19 protein-coding genes are annotated in these 21,449 nt (G+C 40.0%); 8 read left to right on the plus strand and 11 right to left on the minus strand.

Annotated elements, in window-relative coordinates:
* Positions 1-166 precede the first annotated feature (166 nt).
* Both H6731_00890 and H6731_00895 read left to right on the plus strand, forming a co-directional pair.
* Entirely contained in the window at positions 167-778 is a 612-nt protein-coding gene (locus tag H6731_00890; protein USN51003.1) for a DUF4360 domain-containing protein, read from the plus strand.
* Positions 779-870: 92 nt separating this feature from the next.
* Positions 871-2,274 carry an IS4 family transposase gene (locus H6731_00895; GenBank protein ID USN51004.1) on the plus strand — a complete coding sequence of 468 codons (1,404 nt, stop codon included), beginning with the start codon at positions 871-873 and terminating at the stop codon, positions 2,272-2,274.
* Between the two features lie 111 nt (positions 2,275-2,385).
* Here H6731_00895 and lepB read toward each other — a convergent pair whose 3' ends face one another.
* The 5 genes from lepB to H6731_00920 form a co-directional block, all read right to left on the minus strand.
* On the minus strand, positions 2,386-3,666 hold the full coding sequence (gene lepB, locus H6731_00900; protein USN51005.1) for a signal peptidase I: 1,281 nt from the start codon (positions 3,664-3,666) through the stop codon (positions 2,386-2,388).
* Between the two features lie 16 nt (positions 3,667-3,682).
* Positions 3,683-5,485: an elongation factor 4 gene (gene lepA / locus H6731_00905; GenBank protein USN51006.1), complete on the minus strand. Its 1,803-nt coding sequence runs from the start codon at positions 5,483-5,485 to the stop codon at positions 3,683-3,685.
* A gap of 8 nt (positions 5,486-5,493) precedes the next feature.
* The gene (locus tag H6731_00910) at positions 5,494-7,287 is read right to left on the minus strand and encodes an arginine--tRNA ligase (GenBank protein ID USN51007.1); all 1,794 of its coding nucleotides are present in this window, start codon (positions 7,285-7,287) and stop codon (positions 5,494-5,496) included.
* A 125-nt stretch (positions 7,288-7,412) separates the two neighbouring features.
* The gene (topA, locus tag H6731_00915; protein ID USN51903.1) at positions 7,413-9,683 is read right to left on the minus strand and encodes a type I DNA topoisomerase; all 2,271 of its coding nucleotides are present in this window, start codon (positions 9,681-9,683) and stop codon (positions 7,413-7,415) included.
* Between the two features lie 531 nt (positions 9,684-10,214).
* Positions 10,215-11,339 carry a DNA-processing protein DprA gene (locus H6731_00920; GenBank protein USN51008.1) on the minus strand — a complete coding sequence of 375 codons (1,125 nt, stop codon included), beginning with the start codon at positions 11,337-11,339 and terminating at the stop codon, positions 10,215-10,217.
* A gap of 54 nt (positions 11,340-11,393) precedes the next feature.
* On the opposite strand from H6731_00920, the gene H6731_00925 reads away from it, so the two are divergent.
* Positions 11,394-12,392 (plus strand): cysteine synthase family protein, encoded by a 999-nt coding sequence (locus H6731_00925; GenBank protein ID USN51904.1) that lies wholly within the window; start codon positions 11,394-11,396, stop codon positions 12,390-12,392.
* Between the two features lie 10 nt (positions 12,393-12,402).
* Here H6731_00925 and H6731_00930 read toward each other — a convergent pair whose 3' ends face one another.
* From H6731_00930 to H6731_00940, 3 genes are all read right to left on the minus strand, one after another.
* Positions 12,403-12,996, minus strand: coding sequence for a non-canonical purine NTP pyrophosphatase (locus H6731_00930; protein USN51009.1), 594 nt, complete (start codon positions 12,994-12,996; stop codon positions 12,403-12,405).
* 94 nt (positions 12,997-13,090) lie between these two features.
* Positions 13,091-14,044: an amidohydrolase family protein gene (locus H6731_00935; GenBank protein ID USN51010.1), complete on the minus strand. Its 954-nt coding sequence runs from the start codon at positions 14,042-14,044 to the stop codon at positions 13,091-13,093.
* A 59-nt stretch (positions 14,045-14,103) separates the two neighbouring features.
* Entirely contained in the window at positions 14,104-14,922 is an 819-nt protein-coding gene (locus H6731_00940) for an SDR family oxidoreductase (protein USN51011.1), read from the minus strand.
* A gap of 95 nt (positions 14,923-15,017) precedes the next feature.
* Between H6731_00940 and H6731_00945 the strand changes: the two genes are divergently transcribed.
* Both H6731_00945 and H6731_00950 read left to right on the plus strand, forming a co-directional pair.
* Positions 15,018-16,157 (plus strand): aminotransferase class V-fold PLP-dependent enzyme, encoded by a 1,140-nt coding sequence (locus tag H6731_00945; GenBank protein ID USN51905.1) that lies wholly within the window; start codon positions 15,018-15,020, stop codon positions 16,155-16,157.
* 144 nt (positions 16,158-16,301) lie between these two features.
* Positions 16,302-16,688 (plus strand): hypothetical protein, encoded by a 387-nt coding sequence (locus tag H6731_00950; protein ID USN51012.1) that lies wholly within the window; start codon positions 16,302-16,304, stop codon positions 16,686-16,688.
* Between the two features lie 17 nt (positions 16,689-16,705).
* Here H6731_00950 and H6731_00955 read toward each other — a convergent pair whose 3' ends face one another.
* Positions 16,706-17,242: a hypothetical protein gene (locus tag H6731_00955; GenBank protein ID USN51013.1), complete on the minus strand. Its 537-nt coding sequence runs from the start codon at positions 17,240-17,242 to the stop codon at positions 16,706-16,708.
* 158 nt (positions 17,243-17,400) lie between these two features.
* Between H6731_00955 and H6731_00960 the strand changes: the two genes are divergently transcribed.
* From H6731_00960 to H6731_00970, 3 genes are all read left to right on the plus strand, one after another.
* The gene (locus H6731_00960; GenBank protein USN51014.1) at positions 17,401-17,832 is read left to right on the plus strand and encodes a hypothetical protein; all 432 of its coding nucleotides are present in this window, start codon (positions 17,401-17,403) and stop codon (positions 17,830-17,832) included.
* 166 nt (positions 17,833-17,998) lie between these two features.
* A complete protein-coding gene (locus H6731_00965; GenBank protein USN51015.1) occupies positions 17,999-18,346 on the plus strand; it encodes a hypothetical protein in 348 nt (115 codons plus the stop codon).
* On the plus strand, positions 18,346-18,963 hold the full coding sequence (locus H6731_00970) for a hypothetical protein (protein USN51016.1): 618 nt from the start codon (positions 18,346-18,348) through the stop codon (positions 18,961-18,963). The genes H6731_00965 and H6731_00970 overlap by 1 nt, the downstream gene beginning before the upstream one ends.
* 632 nt (positions 18,964-19,595) lie before the next feature.
* Here H6731_00970 and H6731_00975 read toward each other — a convergent pair.
* Together H6731_00975 and H6731_00980 are read right to left on the minus strand one after the other, a co-directional pair.
* Positions 19,596-20,078 carry a (deoxy)nucleoside triphosphate pyrophosphohydrolase gene (locus H6731_00975; GenBank protein ID USN51906.1) on the minus strand — a complete coding sequence of 161 codons (483 nt, stop codon included), beginning with the start codon at positions 20,076-20,078 and terminating at the stop codon, positions 19,596-19,598.
* 96 nt (positions 20,079-20,174) lie between these two features.
* Entirely contained in the window at positions 20,175-21,440 is a 1,266-nt protein-coding gene (locus H6731_00980) for a PQQ-like beta-propeller repeat protein (protein USN51017.1), read from the minus strand.
* Positions 21,441-21,449: the final 9 nt, after the last annotated feature.

Here is a 21,449-nt window from a genome sequence, read left to right on the forward strand (position 1 = left end):
TAAAGAAAAAACCTTTTTTTCATGGACCTTCATTAGAATTTTATACAATTTTAATTTGATATTTTTTTTCTTTTCTTAGGACAATCTCGTCAGTCCTTCCTAAACATCCAATCACATAAAAAGATGAAGCACAGCAGGAGGGGCTCGCTTCATCTTAGGAAAAGCTATGAGAAAATTTGCTTTTATATTTGCATCACTCACGCTTGCTTTTAACGCCTCTGCTGCATGGTATGACGATGTCAGATTAGGAAACCCCGAGTACGGCGGCACAGGGTGCCCTGGAGGAAGTGCTGCGGTTGCTGTTGCTGACGATGCTAAGTCCCTTAGTATTTTATTTGACTCATTTGTGGTAGAAGCAGGTGGAGACACTGGAAAAAGTTTTAACCGCAAAATATGCAATATTGCCGTTCCAGTTCATATTCCACAAGGCTACAGTGTTTCAATTTTTCAAATTGATTACCGTGGCTTCAACAGTCTACCTTACGGAGCCTATAGCCAATTTAGAGTGGAATATTTTTTTGCAGGCAGCGAAGGTCCAGCGTACGAGAAAAAATTCAGAGGAAGACTTGAAGATGAGTACCTGATTCAAAATGCTATCGCTGCTTCAGCTGTTACGTGGTCGGATTGCGGACAAAGCGTAATTTTAAGAGCAAACACCTCGATGTTTGTACGCTCTAATTCACTTCGCGAAGATGCTCTTGCAACAGTTGATAGTGCTGATGTTCGCGCGGGCTTAGTTTTTAATCTGCAGTGGAGACGCTGTACACAAAATAATTAACCTGAGTTTTGCTCTCATGATTGATCACATCTTTTTGTTGACAAAGTCGTTTAAGCATTTTCAAGTTTAATTTGATGTGATCAAGTTTTTCAATGAATCATATAAGAACAGAATTTATAGAATCAAATCTTGGTGATAAGCGCTTAACTAAGCGCCTTTTATCAATTGTTAGCTCGGTTATTGAAAGTCCAGAGAAATCTTTTCCTGAGGCATTTGGGAGTTCGGCAGAATTAGAGGGGTTCTATCGGTTTGTGGGAAATCCTTACATAGAAATAAAAGACATTTTAGAACCGCACAAGCAAGCTACTTTAAAGCGTATGTGCAATAAGAATAATGATATTATTATTGCGCATGATTCGAGTGAGTTTGTATTTTCAGGAAAGAGACGAGACCTTGGAACAACCTCACTAGGTAAAAGTGCAAGCTTCTTTGGTCATTTCAGTTTAGCTATTTCTGCGTCAGATAGAGAACCATTAGGTACATTGGGGTTGCATTGTTTTAAGCGCGGTGAAAAAATCAGTCCTTATGCACTCAGAAAAAAAGGGATTCTTACACAGACTCAGTCTCGTCGCCTGCCATCGGAAAAACAAAGATGGAATGACGCAATCGATAGCATTTCTAAACTCAGCGAAAGCGCTAAAAATGCAATCCACGTATGCGATAGTGAAACAGATAGTTATGCTTTGCTTGCTGATTTATCGAACAAAGAACATCGATTTATTGTTAGGGGCTGCTATGACCGCGCCCTTGTAAACGGCAAGCATTTACGCGAGGAATTTGCAGAAGAAAGCAGATTGTTTTCTAAAGAAATACATCTTTCTAGAAGAAATAAAAAATCCGGCGGGGCTAATAATAAAAGGCTTGTTAAAAGAGATGCCCGCAATACGATAGTAGATATTAAAGCAAAACAAATTACATTAAAAAGATCAAACTGTGTAGATAAAAAATATGCATTATCTTTAGATATAAATGCTGTTCTTATTCTAGAGCGAAATCCGCCTAAAGATGAAAAGCCTATTGAATGGATTTTACTCACTCAAGAACCAATCGCTTCGCGCCAAGATATCGAAAAGATTATCGAATGCTATTGCTCACGTTGGGTCATAGAAGAATACTTTAAAGTCCTTAAAACTGGATGCTCATATGAAAAAAGACAGTTAGAAAGCTTTCACAGCCTGAAAAATTGTTTGGGAGTCTTTATACCAATAGCCTGGTTTCTCCTGCGGCTACGCAATAAAGCAAATGAAGCAAATAGCTCACCAGAACTTTATATACCGCCTCCATTATTAGCTATGCTGCAAAATTATACCGCGGAATCATTGCTTACTGTCGATGAAGTTTTAAGGCAAATAGCAAGGTTGGGAGGACACATTAAATATAACGGTCCTCCTGGATGGCTCGTCTTATGGCGAGGGCTTAGAGAACTTTATGCTATGTATAAAGGTTACCAAATCGCCGAATCTATCTTGTCAACAAAAAGATGTGATCAATCATGAGGTTTTGCTTAAGATTGATCTATTTAAGATAAATCACTATTTTACCGCTAAAAAACAAAACGCCCCTATACAATTGTTGGGGCGTTTTTATTAGGTTCGCAATTCATTGCTCTAATGAATTCCTGTAAACCAACGTTCAAAACGGAATTTCGGTAGATTAAATGGTCCGATCTTCACTGATTGTTCTGAGCCATCAACACTCATCCATATAAAACTTGCCCTTCCTTTAATACGAGCTACAGGCAATGCCCCCCAAATTCGGCTATCAGCAGAATTTCCTCTGTTATCACCCATCACAAATAAAAAGCCTGGCTTCACTTTGCATGATTCCATACTACATTCCAAGCCTGGCAAACTCATGCTTGAGGCAACAGGCCACTTCGCTCCCAAAGCAGGCGAAGGAGCAAAAGGCATAATATGAATCTGATGTTCTATGTTTCCGATCTTTTCAATGCTTCGTAGCGCTGTCTGCTTACGCCATACCCCACCATCAGGTCCCCCAAAACCAAAAAAGTCCATATAGGTTACGGGCTTTGCCTGTTCTACATGTTCATAAGGCTTGCCATCTACATAAACGACATTGTTTATCACTTGAACAGTCTGTCCTTCAGTGGCAATTACCCGTTTAATCCAAGCCTGTCCGGCATGACGCCCAACATAGTCAGGTGCCTTAAATACTACTACATCACCAGGTTTTGGTTTACGCCACTGAATAATGAAATCAGGCTCACTACTAAATGGCTTCGACAAACCATAATAATATTTAGAAACAAATAAATGATCCCCAACAAGCAGCGTAGGAATCATTGAACCTGAGGGAATTTGGTAAGGTTCAATAATAACTTCCCGTATGAGCAATGCGCAGAAGAGCGCGAAAATGAGTGAAGGCATTCCATAAAGAAAACGCCATTTTCTTTGGAGAGAAAAAACTGCTCTGCTACTTCTTTCTAGTTTTTCATGAGCATCTTTCAAAAGATGTTCATGGTCATTCATGGATCCTTGTTGACTCCATTGAGATTTAATTTGGCTCATCACCTGTTGAGCTTGGCTGAGGGATTGTTCCAAGTCTTCAATGGGTTTTTGTCCGATTTTACGCAATTTTGATTTACTTTTTTTAATATTAGATAATTGTGTGGCTAGTTCCACAGTAAAATTATGCAAAGCCCGATACAGTCGAGCTCGCTTTTTGCTCCCGCCTGGAAAAATTTCTTGATCAATAAGTGATCCGAAATAACCCGAAAAATAATAAATAAAAAAGACGGCAACAAAAATTCCTAAAAGAATATTTGCTCCTGATCCACCAGGAGGGAAAAAAACATTCCAAAAAAATCCTGCTATTGTAATTGCAATCAAGCCAGCTATGAGCTTTCCTTTCGTCAACTTGTCAAACATCTTTTACCTTCATGAGTTAATCTATTTTTAATACTGTTAAAAATGCCTCTTGCGGAAGCTCTACTCTCCCAATTTGACGCATTCGTTTTTTGCCCTCTTTTTGTTTCTCGAGCAGTTTGCGTTTTCGAGTAATATCACCACCATAGCACTTCGCTGTTACATCCTTGCGTAGCGCTGATACCGTTTCACGCGCAATAATTTTCCCCCCTATGGCAGCTTGAATTGCTACTTGAAACTGTTGGCGAGGAATAATTTCTTTCATTTTTTCGCATAAAACTCTTCCTCTGCGTTGAGCAGTATCTTTGTGAACTATGATTGAAAGTGCATCGACCGGATCACCGTTAAGTAATACGTCAACTTTAACAAGTTTGGAGACACGATAAGAATCAAACACATAGTCAAAACTCGCATAGCCACGTGAAATACTCTTGAGACGATCGAAAAAATCTAACACCACCTCAGCCATAGGTAATAAATATTCTATAACCACATGACGTTCACTGACATAGTTTATGCCAATCTGCTCACCTCGGCGTTCCACACACAACATCATCAAAGCACCAACGTAATCATTGGGTGTATGAATGCTTGCTTTAATATAGGGCTCTTCAAGGTAATCGATGCGGGTAGGATCTGGCATCTTTGCAGGGTTATCAACTCTAACTTGCTCGCCCGATTTCAGATAGGCTTGATAAATTACCGTAGGGGCCGTGGTAATCAAAGTAAGATTAAATTCCCTCTCCAACCGCTCGCGAACGATTTCCATATGCAGAAGCCCCAAAAATCCGCATCGGAAACCAAAACCCAAAGCCTGGGAAGACTCGGGCTCAAATGTAAGAGCAGCGTCATTTAATACCAACTTGAAAAGCGCATCTCGAAGGCCTTCATACTCCACACTGTCTACGGGAAATATTCCAGCAAAAACCATAGGTTTAGCGTCTTTGAATCCTGGCAAAGGTGTTGTGCATCCACCTTCAGCAGTCGTAATGGTCTCTCCAACTTTTGCATCGGTCACCACTTTGATATTTGCAATAATAAAACCTACGTCACCTGATTTTAGCTGTGCCACCTTTTGCGGATGCGGTGCAAATACGCCAAGCTCAATCACATTGAACACCTTTTGATTATGCATAAGCTTGATAGCATCGCCTGGTTTGAGTGTGCCAGATATGACACGAACCAATACCACTACACCGCGAAAATTATCGAACCAACTATCAAAGACCAAAGCACTCAGCGCTTTATCGTCAAGATCGGCCGGAGGAGGAATGTGCTCAACAATGGCCTCCAATAATCCTTCGATTCCTAATCCCGTTTTCCCAGATACAAGCACTGCATCACTTGCATCTATGCCTATAACATCTTCGATTTCCTCTTTTACTCGATCTGGATCGGCGCTTGGCAAATCAATTTTATTTATCACGGGAACTATGGCCAAATCGTGTTCCAGTGCCAAATAGACATTAGCCAGAGTTTGGGCCTCAACGCCTTGAGTTGCATCCACCACCAGCAACACTCCTTCGCATGCGCGCAAAGAGCGACTAACTTCATAGCCGAAATCAACATGACCTGGCGTATCGATTAAATTAAAGATATAATTTGTGCCATCTGTATGCTTATAGTTAAGCCGAACAGCCTGAGACTTGATGGTAATGCCCCGCTCTCGCTCGAGCTCCATCTTATCCAAAAACTGCTCTTTCATCTCCCTTTTCTGCAAGGCACCCGTATGCTCCAATATACGGTCTGCCAGCGTGCTTTTGCCATGATCAATATGGGCGATTATTGAGAAATTCCTGATATGTTCATGAGTTTTTGTCATGTAAATTCCTAATTATCAGAATCTGATTCTGTCAGTTCCATATATTCTGGTGCCGAAATTCCGGCAAATTGGAGTGCATTAGCAATGGTTTGCTTAACTACCGACACAAGAGAAAGACGAGCAAAGGTTTTATCAGGATCATCTGAAATAATTTTTTCACTGTGTCGGTACTTAGTGAAATATGAGTGAAAGGATTTCACTAAATCCTGGCAAAAATAGATTAATCGATGTGGTTCGAGTGCCAGAGCTGCATCATGTACAACATGAGCGAGTTCAGAAATTTTTAACAATAACTCTCGTTCCTCAGACAAACTCAAATGCTTCATCGCTTGTTGATCGAACAGCGATGCATCAAAAGAAATTCCTTTTTCTTCATGAGCTTTTTTCAAAATGGTGGCCATGCGGGCATGACCATACTGAACGTAGAAAACAGGATTATCCTGGCTTTGCCGAGTCACAACATCTAAGTCTAAATCAAACTGAGAATTAAGGGCTCTCATCAGAAAAACAAAGCGAGCCACATCAGCTCCAACACTGTCAAGCAGATCATCAATACCAACAATTTCTCCAGCTCGTTTTGAAAAACGAACCTCCCGACCATCTTTTAATAAACGGACCATCTGTACAATAGCAAAGCGAAGCCTGCTGATATCGTGCCCCATTGCTTCCATTCCAGCTTTTATGCGACCAATATGTCCTGCATGATCACCCCCAAAAACATCAACGATTAGATCATATCCACGGACAAATTTCTGATGATGGTAGGCTAAATCAGCTGTGAGATATACAAAGCGCCCATCTTTCCGTTTAATTATTCTATCTTCTTCATCACCAAATAAACTTGTCTTTAGAAACCAGCCGCCTTCTTGTAAGTGAGAATATTTGGCAGCTTTGCTTTCATCGCGGCGAATTTTTTCACTTGTGCCGTGAGCTTGATTGGCCTCATAGATCATATTGCGTCTATCATACGAATCAATCAAATCATCCAGGGCACTCCCTTGGTGAAGTGTATGCTCAAAAAACCAAGAATTCATGTGAATGTCGAGCTTAGCAAGAGTCGACTTAATGACCTCCAAGTTATAGTCAACACCAAATTTAACTAAGGGCTGCAACCATTGTTCCTCAGAAAGCTTTAACCATTTATTGCCATCCCGTTCTTTGAGAGCTTTTGCTATATCGATAACATAAGAACCAGGATACTCTCCAGACTCTATCTCAATGCTCTCGCCAAATAATTCTCGATAACGCTTATGAATAGTGCGGCCGAGAATCTCTACCTGATTGCCTGCATCATTGACATAATATTCCTTGGTGACCTGATAACCTGCTGCAGATAACATGCGCGCTAAAGCATCTCCGGCAAAGGCCCCTCTAGCGTGTCCAAGATGTAAACCTCCTGTTGGGTTGGCTGAGACAAACTCAACAAGCGCTTTGGGAGAAGGATCAAGTTTGGTGGTACCATAATCCTTTCCTTGCCTTGTTACCTCAGAAACAACAAAACTCATGATGTTTTCTTTGAGAGTAAGATTTATAAAACCGGGACCAGCTATTTCAATTTTCGAAAAAATAGAATCCTTTAAGAATGAGCTCAACGTAGCAGCCAATTCTCTTGGCGAACATTGAGCAATTTTAGCTAAAACCATCGCTATATTGCAGGAAAAATCCCCATGTGCAGGGTTCTTTGGACGCTCTACTATCATTTTTGGCAACAAAGAGAGCATTTGTTCAGAGTCCAACTGCTTTTGGACAATAAGCTTTTCTAAGGCTTTTTTAAATTCTTTTGCTATAACAGCTTTTAACATGAATATGCCTACCTTTTATTAATCCAGAACGGGACCATACAAGAAGGCTCCATGCGGCACAAGCGAGTCAATAGCACCGTGTTTGAAAAAAAACATAAAAAACCAAGAGCATACTCAGCCTGGCATCACTCATCAGGGCTTGTTACTGCCTTACAACTTGGACACACCCATTTGACCGTATCTCTACTTACTTTCTCCAACAAATAACCAGAATCACATGTCTCACACGCTTTCGCCACTGGTTTTTGCCAAGATACAAAATCACAATTGGGATATGTGGAGCATCCGTAAAAGGTTTTTCCACCTTTAGAACGCTTGACTACTATATCTCCCCCACAATTTCCCTTAGGACACTTAATCCCGGAGGGCAAAGGCATGGTGTTAGAACAGTCAGGATAGCGTGAGCACCCCAAGAACTCTCCAAATTTCCCTCGCTTTTGAACCATAGGAGCTCCACAAGAAGAGCACTTTACATCACTAACTTGCTTTTTCTCCTCAATGACAATTTTTCCATCCACCCGTTTGAAAGGAGCAGTAAAAGAACATTCAGGATAAGCGGAGCAGCCAATAAAAGATCCATTTTTCCCCCATTTTATAACCAAAGGGGAAGAACATTTTTCGCAGTTTAAATCAGTTTTTTCTTCCATTCGCTTAATGTTGCGCATATTCTCAGCAGCTTTATCTACTGAGCCTTTAAACGGATCGTAAAAATCATTAAGAATTTTAAGCCAGTTATGCGCTCCATCTTCGATGGAATCGAGTTTTTCTTCCATCGATGCAGTAAATTCCACATTCATAATATTGGGGAAATTTTCCAATAAAAGATCGGTCACAATGCGCCCAAGCTCGGTAGGGTTAAATCTTCCCTGGTTTTTTTCAGCATAGCCTTTGTCGACTATTGTTGACATGATGGCAGCATAGGTTGAAGGCCGTCCGATTCCCTTTTCCTCAAGTTCTTTAACTAAACTTGCCTCACTAAAACGTGGTGGCGGCTGGGTGAAATGTTGTTCGGCTTCTACTTTGCTTAAATGAACTCGATCACCTTCTTTAATATCGGGCAGCCGTATACGTTCGCTATCAGCTTCATCCTTGGCATTTTGATCATCTTCATCTGCTTGCTCTCGATAGGCTTTCAAGAAACCGGCAAAGCGCAAAATAGATCCAGTGGCTCTGAGTAAATATTCATCTTTGCTTACTTCTACCGTCGTTTGGTCGTAAACAGCCGGTGTCATTTGCGATGCTACAAAGCGATCAAAAATAAGTGTATAAAGCTTCAGCTGCTCTGGTTTTAAAAAGGCTTTTACTTTATCAGGTGTGCGTTCAACTGAAGTAGGCCTAATCGCTTCATGAGCCTCTTGAGCACTTTTCTTATTTTTAAAATAATTGGGTGACTTTGGAACAAAATCAGCTCCGAAACTCTGTTCAATAAAAGATCTTACTTCTTTGATTGCATCGTCACTCACCCGAGTTGAATCGGTTCTCATGTAAGTTATTAAACCTACTGCGCCCTCCTCTCCAAGCTCGATACCTTCATACAGACTTTGAGCAATCCGCATAGTATTTTTAGTACTAAATCTAAAAGCGCGAGCCGCATCCTGTTGAAGTTTTGAAGTTATAAAAGGTGGGCCTGGTCTACGGATTCGTTCTTTTTTTTGTACTTTGCTAACGTTGGCTGATTGGTTTAAAAGGGCTTTTTTAATGTGAAGGGCCTGCTCTTCATTATGGACTTCAGCCTTTTTATTGTTTATTTTTGCGAGTTTCACCTGAAACTTTGGATCAAGTTGAGCATCAGCAAGGGCACTGATAGTCCAGTATTCTTCTTTTACAAAAACCTCTATTTCTCGTTCCCGATCAACCACTAAGCGTACAGCAACAGACTGTACTCGCCCAGCGCTCAACCCTCTTTGAACCTTTTTCCATAAAATAGGGCTTATTTTATAACCAACTATTCGATCTAAAATGCGCCGAGCTTGTTGAGCATCAAATAGATTTTGATTTAAATGATCGGGGTGTTTGAAAGCTTCATTTATGGCCTTTTTGGTTAATTCATGAAAGCGCACACGAACAATGTGTGGAGGATCCTTGGGTTTGGCCTCTTTTACTACACTGGCAATATGAAAGGCAATCGCCTCTCCCTCACGATCAGGATCGGGCGCCAAGTATACCGTATCAACTTTCTTAGCATTCTTTTTAATCTCGGCAATAACCTTATCTTTGCCCATGATAGCTTCGTAGGCAGGCGTAAAGTGCCCAGACTCCAAATCCACTCCCATACTGCGAGCAGGAAGATCCAGGATATGCCCTACAGATGCCATCACTTCATAGCTAGGGCCCAAATATTTTCGAATAGTTTTTGCTTTGGCAGGCGATTCCACCACAACCAAGGATTTTTTCATCATGATTCTTTCTAGGTTTACGGGTCTTTCATAAGATGACCTAAGCACTCTTGCGCAGTCACCATACAATAGTTGTAGGCCAATACAAATTAAAAAGTCTAAAAATGGGCCTTAGTCCAGCCTACTCACAACTTTTCTACAGACAAATAAGGGCAATAAACTATTTTTGTGAGCTTTTAAAGGATAATGTACCCTTTATCATCCATCAAACTCATTTTCCCTATAAAGGGCAAGAGGCACATCAATAAATAATTCGGCATGTTAGCGCAACACATCCAGTTAACCCTGCATAATAACTACAAAAAATAACATTTAACCACACATTAAATCAATTACTGAACAGCTACCGCCTCAAGGCGAGAAAGTTCTCCCATCCCATAGGAACGACTTAAAACACAAAAGGATTTTCTAGCCTTGGTATGAAAATAAGCGCTATATCTGGATTACCGTCAATGTTTTGAAAGCCACCGAGAGATGCTATAAATTATTCCCCAAACAGCCTGGTGACATAACTACAGACACTTCAAAAATTTATTTTTCTATCAGCATATAATTGTGTCCTTGTTTTTTGATCAAAGATTCCATTTCAAACATCAACATTTCTTCTTGAATCGACACAAAAGATCGCTTTGACCAATGGATTAACTGATCCATAGTCGCAACTCCCCCATGGCTTTTTAAGAGTTCTAATAATTCTGGCAGAGCATCATTGTTGTGGCTTGATAAAACCTGTGTTTTTCTTTTCCTTGTAATAGTTGTCTTTGCTAACTTTTGATCCACAGCCTCATGCAATTGCTCAAAGTTTGTTAAAGCTTTTGCAGAACCATCACTTAAAAGCATGTTAGGCACATAAGAAAGTTGGTTAGTTAAAGCGCCAGGAATTGCAAAAAGTTTAACCCCCAATTCTTTAGCAAAACGCGCAGTGTGAAGAGTACCAGATTCAGCTCCTCCCTGAACGATAACAATCGCATCTGCCAAAGCAACAACATAGCGGTTTCTTTGCACAAACATAAATTTTCTCTGACTCAAGTGAGGCCCATAGGGAAACAATACGCATTGATTGTTGGCATCAAAACTTTTTAGCATTGGATTAATGTTTAATTTTTTAAATGAGCATGTAGCTCCACTAACAACAATAGTATTTCCACCAACGACAAGTGCCCCCTCATGTGCAGCACTATCAACTCCCAAAGCTCCTCCTGAAATAACACAAATATTATTCTGAGCGCACTGGTTGGCTAATTTATAGGTGAATTTAAGAGCATCTTGGTCTGCAAGCCTTGCTCCAACTATAGCGATACGCGGGCGTTTCATTAGCACTTGCTGATTAAAGCAAGCCATAAACACCAGAGGTAAGTTTTTTATATGGTGAACCTTAAATAGATCTCGTGCATTGAGCAAAAAACCACTTTGTGAGTAAAAATTATCGAGCTGCTCTCTTAATGTCTCTATAAATTTTTCCAATAATTTATCTTTTGATAATTGCTCGCTCAGTTTTTGAAGAGCGATATTACTTTCCAAAAATTTTTCTGCCCCTCCTAATTTTTCTACTAATGTCCACTCTTCCGCCACAACCCCCATAGCCGAAAGAAGTAAATTTTTTTCATGCTCGTTTTTGAGCGTCGATAAAATATTTTTTAAAAGCAAAATATCCATAAGCTTTCTCGTGTTAGACAATGATAAGAGGTATTTATCATGAGCATCGCTACTATTGCCAAAGAAAATATTTTAGAGACTATCGGCACAACACCAATTGTTTCATTGCAAAAACTTGCCCCTAACCTCAGTGTCAATCTTTATGGAAAGTGCGAATTCCTTAACCCCGGCGGCTCGATCAAAGACCGCATTGGCCTGCACATTATTAATCAAGCAGAAAAAAAAGGGCTTTTAAAACCCGGGGGGACAATCATTGAGGCAACCAGCGGCAATACAGGAATGGGTCTCGCTATGGTCGCTGCATTGCGGGGATACAAATGTATTTTCGTCATGGCAGATAAACAAAGCAAAGAAAAGCAAATGGCTCTAAAAGCTATGGGAGCTCACGTTATCACCTGCCCAACTGATGTAGCGGCCGACGATGAGCGTTCTTATTACAAAGTAGCGCAAAAATTAGTGAGAGATACCCCCAATTCCTTTTATGCTAATCAATATGCTAATCAAGATAATCCCGATGCTCACTACTACAGCACAGGCCCTGAGATATATGAACAATGCGGCGATAGCCTCGATTATTTAATCGTTGGTATTGGCACAGGAGGAACAGTCAGTGGAATTTCTCGTTACATCAAGGAGAGGAATCCTAAACTAAAAGTTATCGGCGTCGATCCTGTTGGAAGTATCTATTACGATCTTTTTAACACAGGAAAGATGGGAAACCCTCACTCATATTTGGTCGAAGGTATCGGCGAAGATTTTCTGCCTACCACTATCAATATGAAGGCGATGGATGACGTTGTTCAAGTTGAGGATGAAGAAAGCTTCCAGATGGCACGCAGGCTTGTTCAAGAACAAGGACTTTTGGTTGGAGGATCAACCGGTGCCGCTGTCCTAGGAGCGATCAAATATTTTATAAATAATCCACAACCATTAAACCCACGTAAAAAAAATGCATTGGTAATTCTTGTAGATTCATCAACACGCTATTTGAGCAAATACCTTAACGATGAATGGATGCATGAAAAGGGCTTTAAAATTTCCTGCCCTCTCTAAAAAACTAAGTTTATAAAACTTTCTCGAGCAAAGCTTTTAAAGCTACAAACCGATGTGAGCACCTTTGTTTCTCCTCAAAAGTCATCTCGGCCATGGTTTTGTCATAGCCATCAGGCATAAATATTGGATCATAACCATGCCCATTGTTTCCTCGGGGAGGAAAAACCAGGCGGCCATTTATTTTGGCTTCGAAATGCTCATAGTGTCCGTCAGGCCACACCAAAACCTGAGTACACAAAAAAGCCGCTCGAGGATCTTTCATGATAGCTTCATTCTGCTGCCATTTTTGAAAAACTAGTGCTAAGCCGCCCTGTTCAACAGTAAAGGGAGCCGTATAGAGGCCTGGCTGTTTACCAAGCGCCTCCACCTCAAGCCCCGAATCATCTCCCAAAGACACATCGTCTGTAGCCTCTACACATGCGCGAGCCTTTATCAGTGCATTTTCTAAATAGGTCTTACCATTCTCTTCAGGAACATTTAGATCGAGTGCTCTTGCAGATGTCGTTTCAATGGCATGCCCCTCAAACAGAGCAGTAATCTCTTTAATTTTGCCCATATTATGGCTGGCAATAACAACGCGATGTTCACCTATTTTTCTTGTCATGGAATTTAAATCTCCAAATATTCAGCACAATTATTTTTTTCAATAGTTATTTCACTGCTCTTAGTTACAAAATCACAGCCTTTTTGCAAGCTGATTAATGCATAGGCTCGCCTAATATAAAAAATTGTTTAAATTTATTCTGCTCCTCTTTAAAACTTGTTTGAAATATAAGCGTATCATCAGTCCCTAAGAGCACACTAACCCCTTCTTTGAAGATTTTTTTTAAAGGATGTTTCTTGTGATCGAATTCAATATTCTTTGTCAAAAAAATAAATGATGAAGGACAGAACTCACACGGGACACGAAGTTCTAATAAAATTCCCACTTGTTCATCAGTAAGAAATATTACATGGCCTAAACGAACTTTTTGTCGATATAAAGAATTTTTTTCAAATAATTTTTGCAAGCTAGATAATACCGTAGTTGAATCTCTATATTCTTCTTGAGATTGGGTTTCACCCATATGAATAGTCAAACAAAGATTATGCTGAAGAATTTTTTCGATGGTTTGAGAAAGAAACTCTCCCTCAAGCATCCTTGGTGCGTGAGGAGAAAAACCCGATATATCAATTCCCGCAATCACATCTGAGTTTTTTAAAGCTGCATCAATGATAAAATTGATATAGTTTTTATCGTGTTCACTTTTAAAACGATCAACACTTAGATAGCCTTTAACCGCTTTTGGTGACTCCCGTAAAGCTTGCACAAAAGAATCGAGATAAGGCTGGTAGTTTTTACTTTCATCAAAAGAGCGCAAACCGGTGCGGATTTCTAAATAACTGGCCTCACTTTTATTGATCACATCTAATGTCGCAGACTTTATACGTTCAGGACTATTGAGTAGTTGGTGAGAAATAGAAAATAATTTTATACTCAAAGATGGATCATTTATCTGCGCTATCAAATCATCGCGCACATCATTCACTGCCAAGCTTTGTAAAAACTCTCTCGAAACACTACCGCCAAGATGCAAGTGGTAATCGCCATCCTCACTAAAAGCAAAGATCTTTATTGGCATCACAAAAAAAAATAATAATAATTTTTTCATATTGACAAAACCTTTGTTGTAAAAATCTATTTTTCGCCATGCCCCCCGCAAGAACGGCTCTAACCTACATACAAATCAAATACAGGCTCAGAACCTTCAACACATTCATATTGTTTAAATTCCTTAACTCCGGCCATCTTGAGTACATCCTCATCGATAAGCCATTGCCCGGTCACTTCTCCTGGGGTCTGGCTCACAATGCTTGCTGCTGCATCAGCAATGATTGCTGGTATGCGGCAGTTTTTCTTGGCCTCATCACCCATCAAGCGTGTTATGGCGGCAGTGTAGATTAAAGTTTTAGGCCATAAAGAATTTACTGAAATATTATTTGATCTAAACTCTTCTGCCATCGCCCTTGTGCACATAGACATGCCATATTTCGACATAGTATACGCTACATGAGGTTCAAGCCATTTTATATCCATTGAGATTGGAGGCGACATATTTATGATGTGGCCTCCTTGCTTTTGCATGTAGGGAATACACGCTCTCGACATAAGAAAGGTTGCTCGCACATTGATCGAATGCATAAGATCAAATTGTTTTGCCTCGGTATGAAGCGTGTCAGTAAGATATATCGCCCCGGCATTATTTATGAGAATATCAATGCCGCCAAATTTCTCTACGCTATCTTTTGCCAGTTGAGCAATTTGCACTTCATCTCGCACATCGATTTGATAAGCCAGGGCTTGAGCTCCTAATTTAGTGGCTTCCTGAGCAACACTTACAATAGTTCCCTCTAAAAATTCATGTGGTTCTTTAGTTTTGGCTGCCAACACCACATTGGCTCCCAGTGACGCGAGTTTTAGAGCAATTTCTCTTCCGATTCCCCTGCTTGCCCCTGTGATAATAGCTGTCTTATTAGTCAGTATCCCCATTCGCTCACTCCTTTTTTTGTTACAGTTTGATCAACAGTGATCTCTGCTGATTATTTTACTAACTCACGAGGACAAATATGAAAATCTCCCAAGCAATGGACTTTGCCACACAATGCATTCATGCTGGCCAACACCCCGAAAAAGTCACTGGCGCAGTCATGACTCCAGTTTTTCAGACCTCAACTTATGCTCAAACCTCTCCAAGCCAGCATAAGGGATATGAATACTCTCGCACCCACAATCCTACCCGCACCGCACTTGAGGAAAGTTTAAAGGCACTAGAACATGCACAATTTGCTTTTTGTTTTGCCTCAGGCTGTGCTGCAACAAGCATCCTGATGCTAGGGCTCAATCCTGGTGACCATGTGATAGCGCTCGATGATCTTTACGGAGGAACCAGGCGTCTTTTCACCAAAGTATTCGAACGCTTTGGTATAAAATACACATTTTTAGATTTATCCAAACAAGAACTATTAGCACAAGCCATAACAAAACAGACTAAAATGATCTGGGTTGAGAGTCCATCTAATCCTCTTCTCAAGCTTGTAGATATCAAAGCAGTGAGTAACAAAGCGAAAGAGCATAACATTTTGGTTGTGGTAGATAATACCTTTGCTACGCCAGCTTTGCAAAATCCTCTACTTTTAGGCGCTGATATCGTAGTTCACTCAACCACCAAATACATTGGAGGACACAGCGATGTGGTAGGTGGAGCTATCATGACAAGCAATCCTATGTGGGCGGAAAAGATAGCTTTCCTGTCAAACTCAATAGGCGCAATACCTGCCCCTTGGGACTGTTTTCTTACCCTGCGAGGAATAAAAACTCTAGCCTTACGAATGAAACAACATTGCGAAAATGCATCTTTTATTTATCAAAATTTAAGAAAACATCCTCAAATTAATAGAGTATATTTTCCATTTGACCCAGAGCATCCTCAATATGTTCTTGCTCAAAGTCAAATGAAGGGTTCTTCTGGCATGATTAGTTTTGTTATAGAAGGCAATGAAATTCAGGCCAAAAAAGTCTGTGAAAATACAAGACTTTTTACCTGTGCTGAGAGCTTAGGTGGTGTAGAAAGTCTCATTGAACACCCTAGTTCTATGACTCATGCAAGTATAGCTAAAGAATCTCGCCATGCTATTGGAATAGATGATGCATTAATTCGTTTATCTGTCGGGATTGAAGATAAAAATGATCTTTGGTTAGACTTAAAACAAGCGATTGAAAAATAATGTTCACTAAATATATTTCATCAACAATGCAACCACTTGACTAGTAGAAAGCTTTCTATATAGTGTCAGGCGAATAGTTCGCATTCATGCATAATAACTTTTTATCAGGTATTAATGCGCTATAATCGTTTTTTGGAGAATAAAATGTCAGTAAAAAAACAATTAAGACGCTCGCTTATTTCTTTTAAAGATATTCAAATTGCTTATCTCTTGGATGACATTCCAGGAGTTGAAAAACTTATTGCCGATCGTAAAAACCCAGGTCCTTTATTGCGTAGAGCACTAAAGGAGCTGGTAAAAGCTGGTAAAAAGACTGAAAGCCTAGAAAAATATATTTTAGCCAACCATGGCACTGGAACGAGAGGGCGTTCAATCCCTATTTCAGGCCAAGAACGCGTTTATCGTGCACAAAAACTTGCTGCAGGTACCGCATTTTTGCGTCTTCCACTTGCTCCTCTTGGCACTTTAAAGGGTGGCAAAGTTAAGGTTATTTTTGAAAATGATCGAATTGTTGTAAAAAACGACAACTAATCAAACAATAAAATAAACTATAAAAATAAGCGCTCGACAAGGGCGCTATTTTTACGCCCAATACTATCTCTATCATCAATTAATATTATATTAACCCCATACAAAACTCCTATCCTCTTTATTTCCTTCATTATTCCCCCAAAGAGCCTTTCTCTTTTAAATTGCCAGTTAATGTCGCCGAGAGCACACTTTTCATCATAGGTGCAAGGCAGGAGGCTTGGCTTAAATAGATATATCCAGGTGCCAGGTATTGCCAATTTTCCTATTGCTTCAACAACTGAGCTCAAAATTTCAAGCCTACTCACTTGATAACAAAGCCCCGTTTGCCATTCCTCTTGCCAGCAAGGAAAAAGGCTTATGCTTAAAGCTTCTTTATTTCGCCAAGCATCGGTTCTCAAGCGAGCATCTTCATCCAAAACAACATAAAAGTGGCTCCGCTCTAGGGATGCAGAATGATAAAGCAAAAAAGAAGAAAAAAACCAAGATAAGCCATATTGGCTCACGGATTTAAGTTTTTGAAATATACTCTTTACTAATAAAAGGGCTATACGCATTACTATTCCTAGTGTAGAAAGCATCCAGTTTGATTATGTTTGTGCTGGTTCCTATTTTTCCAGCGCAACTTCAGCACAAACCTAAAAGTCTTTAAATCATTTTTGTAAAAAACATTGTGGACTTAATGGACCACAATTTGCAATGGAAAAAACGAAATATGCAAGCTACAAAGGATCCTAAATCACTTTGTCCCGAGGTCATCAGAAAAGATCTCCAAAACATGATTACAGATGCTCTATTAGAGCGTTTTCTAAAGCGCTTAAATCCTGGTGAAAAAATTACTGTAAAAGGTTTTACTGGTTTTGAGTGCGCCTTCTTGGAAATCAGAATTGGGACTGAGCAAAAAACTCACTTATTTGAATTTTTCGCCAAAAACATGCGAGGAGATGAGCTCGATGGAGCTTTGGGGCTCATTGTTGACTACGCAGATGGAATTTTAGAAGAATTTTTCCGTTTCAAAAGAAACAGATCCTTTCCTATTGATTTTGTACAAAGAGAATACGATGGTCATCCCGTGTTTGCTCGTCACGAATTAATCAATCCTAGTGCCACAGAAATGGCCGATGATTTATTGAAAAAAGATAAATAAGAAGTTGTGATAATAACCATAGCGGACGAAATTTTTCTCATTCGTTCGCTGTTATTTTTATTTTTTTGTAATTTTTCTAATGAACTGCCTTGCAATTTTCTCGCTTTACGAAAAAAACAACTGGAAATCTAGAAATAGTCTATTTTAGTGAGGGAGAGAATTTTTTATGAGTGAGTTGGAAGTTATTGCCACTTTTGACACGCCGCAAACGGCAAGAACTGGAACAAAGCTTTTAAACAGCTGGTTTTCGCACATCATCGAAGGTAGCGAAGATGACGAAGATGATGAAAAATTTTTATTACTAGAGGAATTATTTGATGAGTTTGGCCTAGCCTTCAGTGATTACTCAGGCGACGGCTATACAGATATCGAATGGGGAGAAATCCCTGAAGCCTACATGGAAGGTAATAAAATTGTCGTTGGCCTCTACTCAAAAACAGGCGTTGATATTGTCCGCGAGTTATTTGAGGCTATGGGGGCTTACGAAGTTAACGTTCACGGCGAGGAAGACTGATGCCGCATAAGCAAACCCGATCACGAGACATCATGCTTTTAGCTGGTCGGGCCTTGCTCTGTTATCTATTCATGTTTTTTTTCGCATGTGACTCTTGTTCTGGCAAAATGCTGAACTCCCAAAAGGCAGCTCTCAGCCAAGGTCAAAGCCTTGCTCCAGAAACTTTCTTTGATTTATTGCCAAAGACATGCGGTAGAGTAGTAGGTGATACACCTTTTCTGCTTGCAAGTTTTAGCGGGCAGACCGCAAAAAATCTTAATATAAGCCTGGAAACTATTCTCAGTAATACGTCTGAATCTGTTCTGTGCCCGCCAGGCCCATTTCTGGTAGACGGAGCCTTCAGCGCGGATTCCTTCGAAGCAAAATGGAAACTTAAGGCTGAGCCTGATTATTTCCTTTGGTACATGCCAACAAACTCAAGCCATTACGATTTTTATTTAACCGACCAAAATGGCTTCCCACTAAAGTCACAGTCTATAAAACTTGAGCATAATAAAGACTCTCTACTTGTCCTTTTTCCTAAAGCAACTCTTGAAAGAGCAAAAACCTACTTTCTCTACCTAAAACAAAAAGATAGAGCCTGGATACAGCCTTTAGAAATTTACACAGAAAACTAATTTTTTAAGCTGGAGAGAAATCATTGCGGTCATGAACTCATTTTCTGCTGCTTTTATTTGGCGATAAAATTTTCCTCAAGATTTCGGACAAACCTGCAAAAATTATTACAAGAAATTATCCCTATGATTTACTTAATAAGCGCAATAACAGAGTCAGTTTTTAAAAAACAACGGCATACCTTAGAATTCTTAATTATGAATTTCAAATGGCATCATTTTATTTTGACCGGTGTTCATTGCTATCTTGCCTATATCCCTTGAGCCACACTCACCTTGAAGGATAATACATAAGCGAAGATTTAATAATGACCATGCCAACCATCAACCGCTAGGTTTTAAACTATTTGCTGCCTTCAGAGAAAAGATGAGGTGCTTTAGTCTACCTAAAAATATCGAGTGATTAGCACTTGTGCAATTCAATATCGACCATCGACCTGAGCCCAATTAACATCAACTCATTGGCTAATATTAAATAAACGGCACCTTTAGAAACTTTACAAACAATAATTTTCTAATAAATCTATCGTTACGGATAAGCTGCTACAAAGCCCATTACTTGATATCAGGGTAAAAAAATGACGAACACAAGCCATGTTCGCCATACGATTTAAAGTAAATTTTAAAAAATTAAACTATGAACGAGGTCTTCTTACCACTTGTGCTGGTTTAAAGTCATCTTCATCATCATCTTCATCTTCATTAATTTCATCGGCCTTAATCCGTCCAGCAACAAGTTCTTGAACGAAAAGTAAATCGGCAGGTGGAAATTTTCGTTCCACTAAAGTTTCTAAGTCAGCCCATTCCATAGCCTTGACATCAAGTGCTCTTGGAGTTCCCTCCAACAACTTACAACGAAAAATTAAAAGATGAACTTCTCTTGATCCATAGCCATGACGCGTCTCAAAACAGCACGACCCTATTTCTGCTGTAACTCCGAGTTCTTCCTTAAGTTCGCGTTCAAGTGCTTCTCGGTCATCTTCGCCATCTTCTACTTTACCGCCAGGGAATTCCCAAGTAAGCCCCAAATGCCGCCCTGGCCAACGCTGGGTAAGTAAAACTTTCCCATCCTTTACAATCAAAGCCGCGACGACCCGAAACTGTTTTCTTTCATCTATCTCAAGTGGTGTGGATTTCACAACAATCTACCGCCTTTTATAAATCTTAAGCAAAATCCGTCAATTCTTAGCAGATTATGCACATGAGTTTCCATATTAAAAACGAACTAAAGAGCCCTTTCGAGTAAGAGCAAAAACTCTATCTCCCCCAAAACCAATTTTTGGGCCAAATCCCAATGAATTTCCAACAACTTGTACAAGTTTGCCATTTCGCAAATCAAACATCCCCATAGCTCCCAGGCTTGTTCCCATTATTAACTGATTATCTCGAACGAGCAATCGAGAAACTAAACCTAAAAACACACGCTTTCCAACTTCATTTTTTCGCTCAAAAATTGTGCTCTGTTGAGCGACTTTCGTCTTTAGCTGAAAAAAATTATTTTGCCACAGTGATAAGCCACCACTTTTAAGCGCATATAAGGAATCTTTTGTAGCAGCAAAAACCACATCATCCTTAAATGCCAATTGCTGGATTCCTGCAATATCGACTTTCTCTTTTATCTGCCAATTTTTTATATCAATGGCTACCAGACCACCAGAGTATGAGGCCACCCACAATATACTGCCTATTAATTTAATGGGCGCCACAATATCAGGGAACACCTTATTAGATTGCGCACTGCTCAAGATAATTTCTTTTATAAGCTCTCCGCTCTTACTATCGAGTAACGAAAGATAGCCATCTGGATGCGGAGCCACTAAAATTCCCTTCTCTTCAGCGACGTAAGAAAGGCTTGAATTTGAAGTTAATCTCAAACGTTCTAAAGCTAAAGAACGCTCTACTCGCCATTTTTCATTACCCGCTCTTGACGAAAGAGCATAAACAGTTGCCACCCCAGTTGAGAAATACAATTCATTCCCTTCGAGCAACAAATCATTGTTTATTTTACTATCTGCTTGAAATGAAAAAATATGCTTATATGAAAATGCATCATAGGCACTCACAACCCCCTTATCAGTTCCAAAATAAAGCAGCCCTTGATCCAAATCAAATAATGTATTGGTGACCACTCTGCCTGATGTAGGGATTTGAGCAAGAACACGCCCATCGTCTGCATCGAGAACATAAAGATAGCTATTTTGCGCACCTACAAATACGAGCCTTCGAGAAGCATCATAGCTTGGAGCACCATCTATGTTATCATTCCACAGCGAACATCGTTCCCCCTCGGAGGGAGGTCCCATTAAAGAAGCCAAACAAGGCATATTTTGCTGTGGATCAACCATTAAATCGAGCTTCAACTCTTGTCCAAGAGCTGCAGTAGAATGAACTGCAGTGTTCCCCAAGTGCACACAAGCCGCACTTGACAGGAGCACTAACAAACCTATTCCACAATAATAAAAATCTCTCTTTGCGGTCACACTTATTCC

The organism is Myxococcales bacterium (genome assembly GCA_023898405.1).
GTDB lineage: Bacteria > Myxococcota > UBA727 > UBA727 > JABDBI01.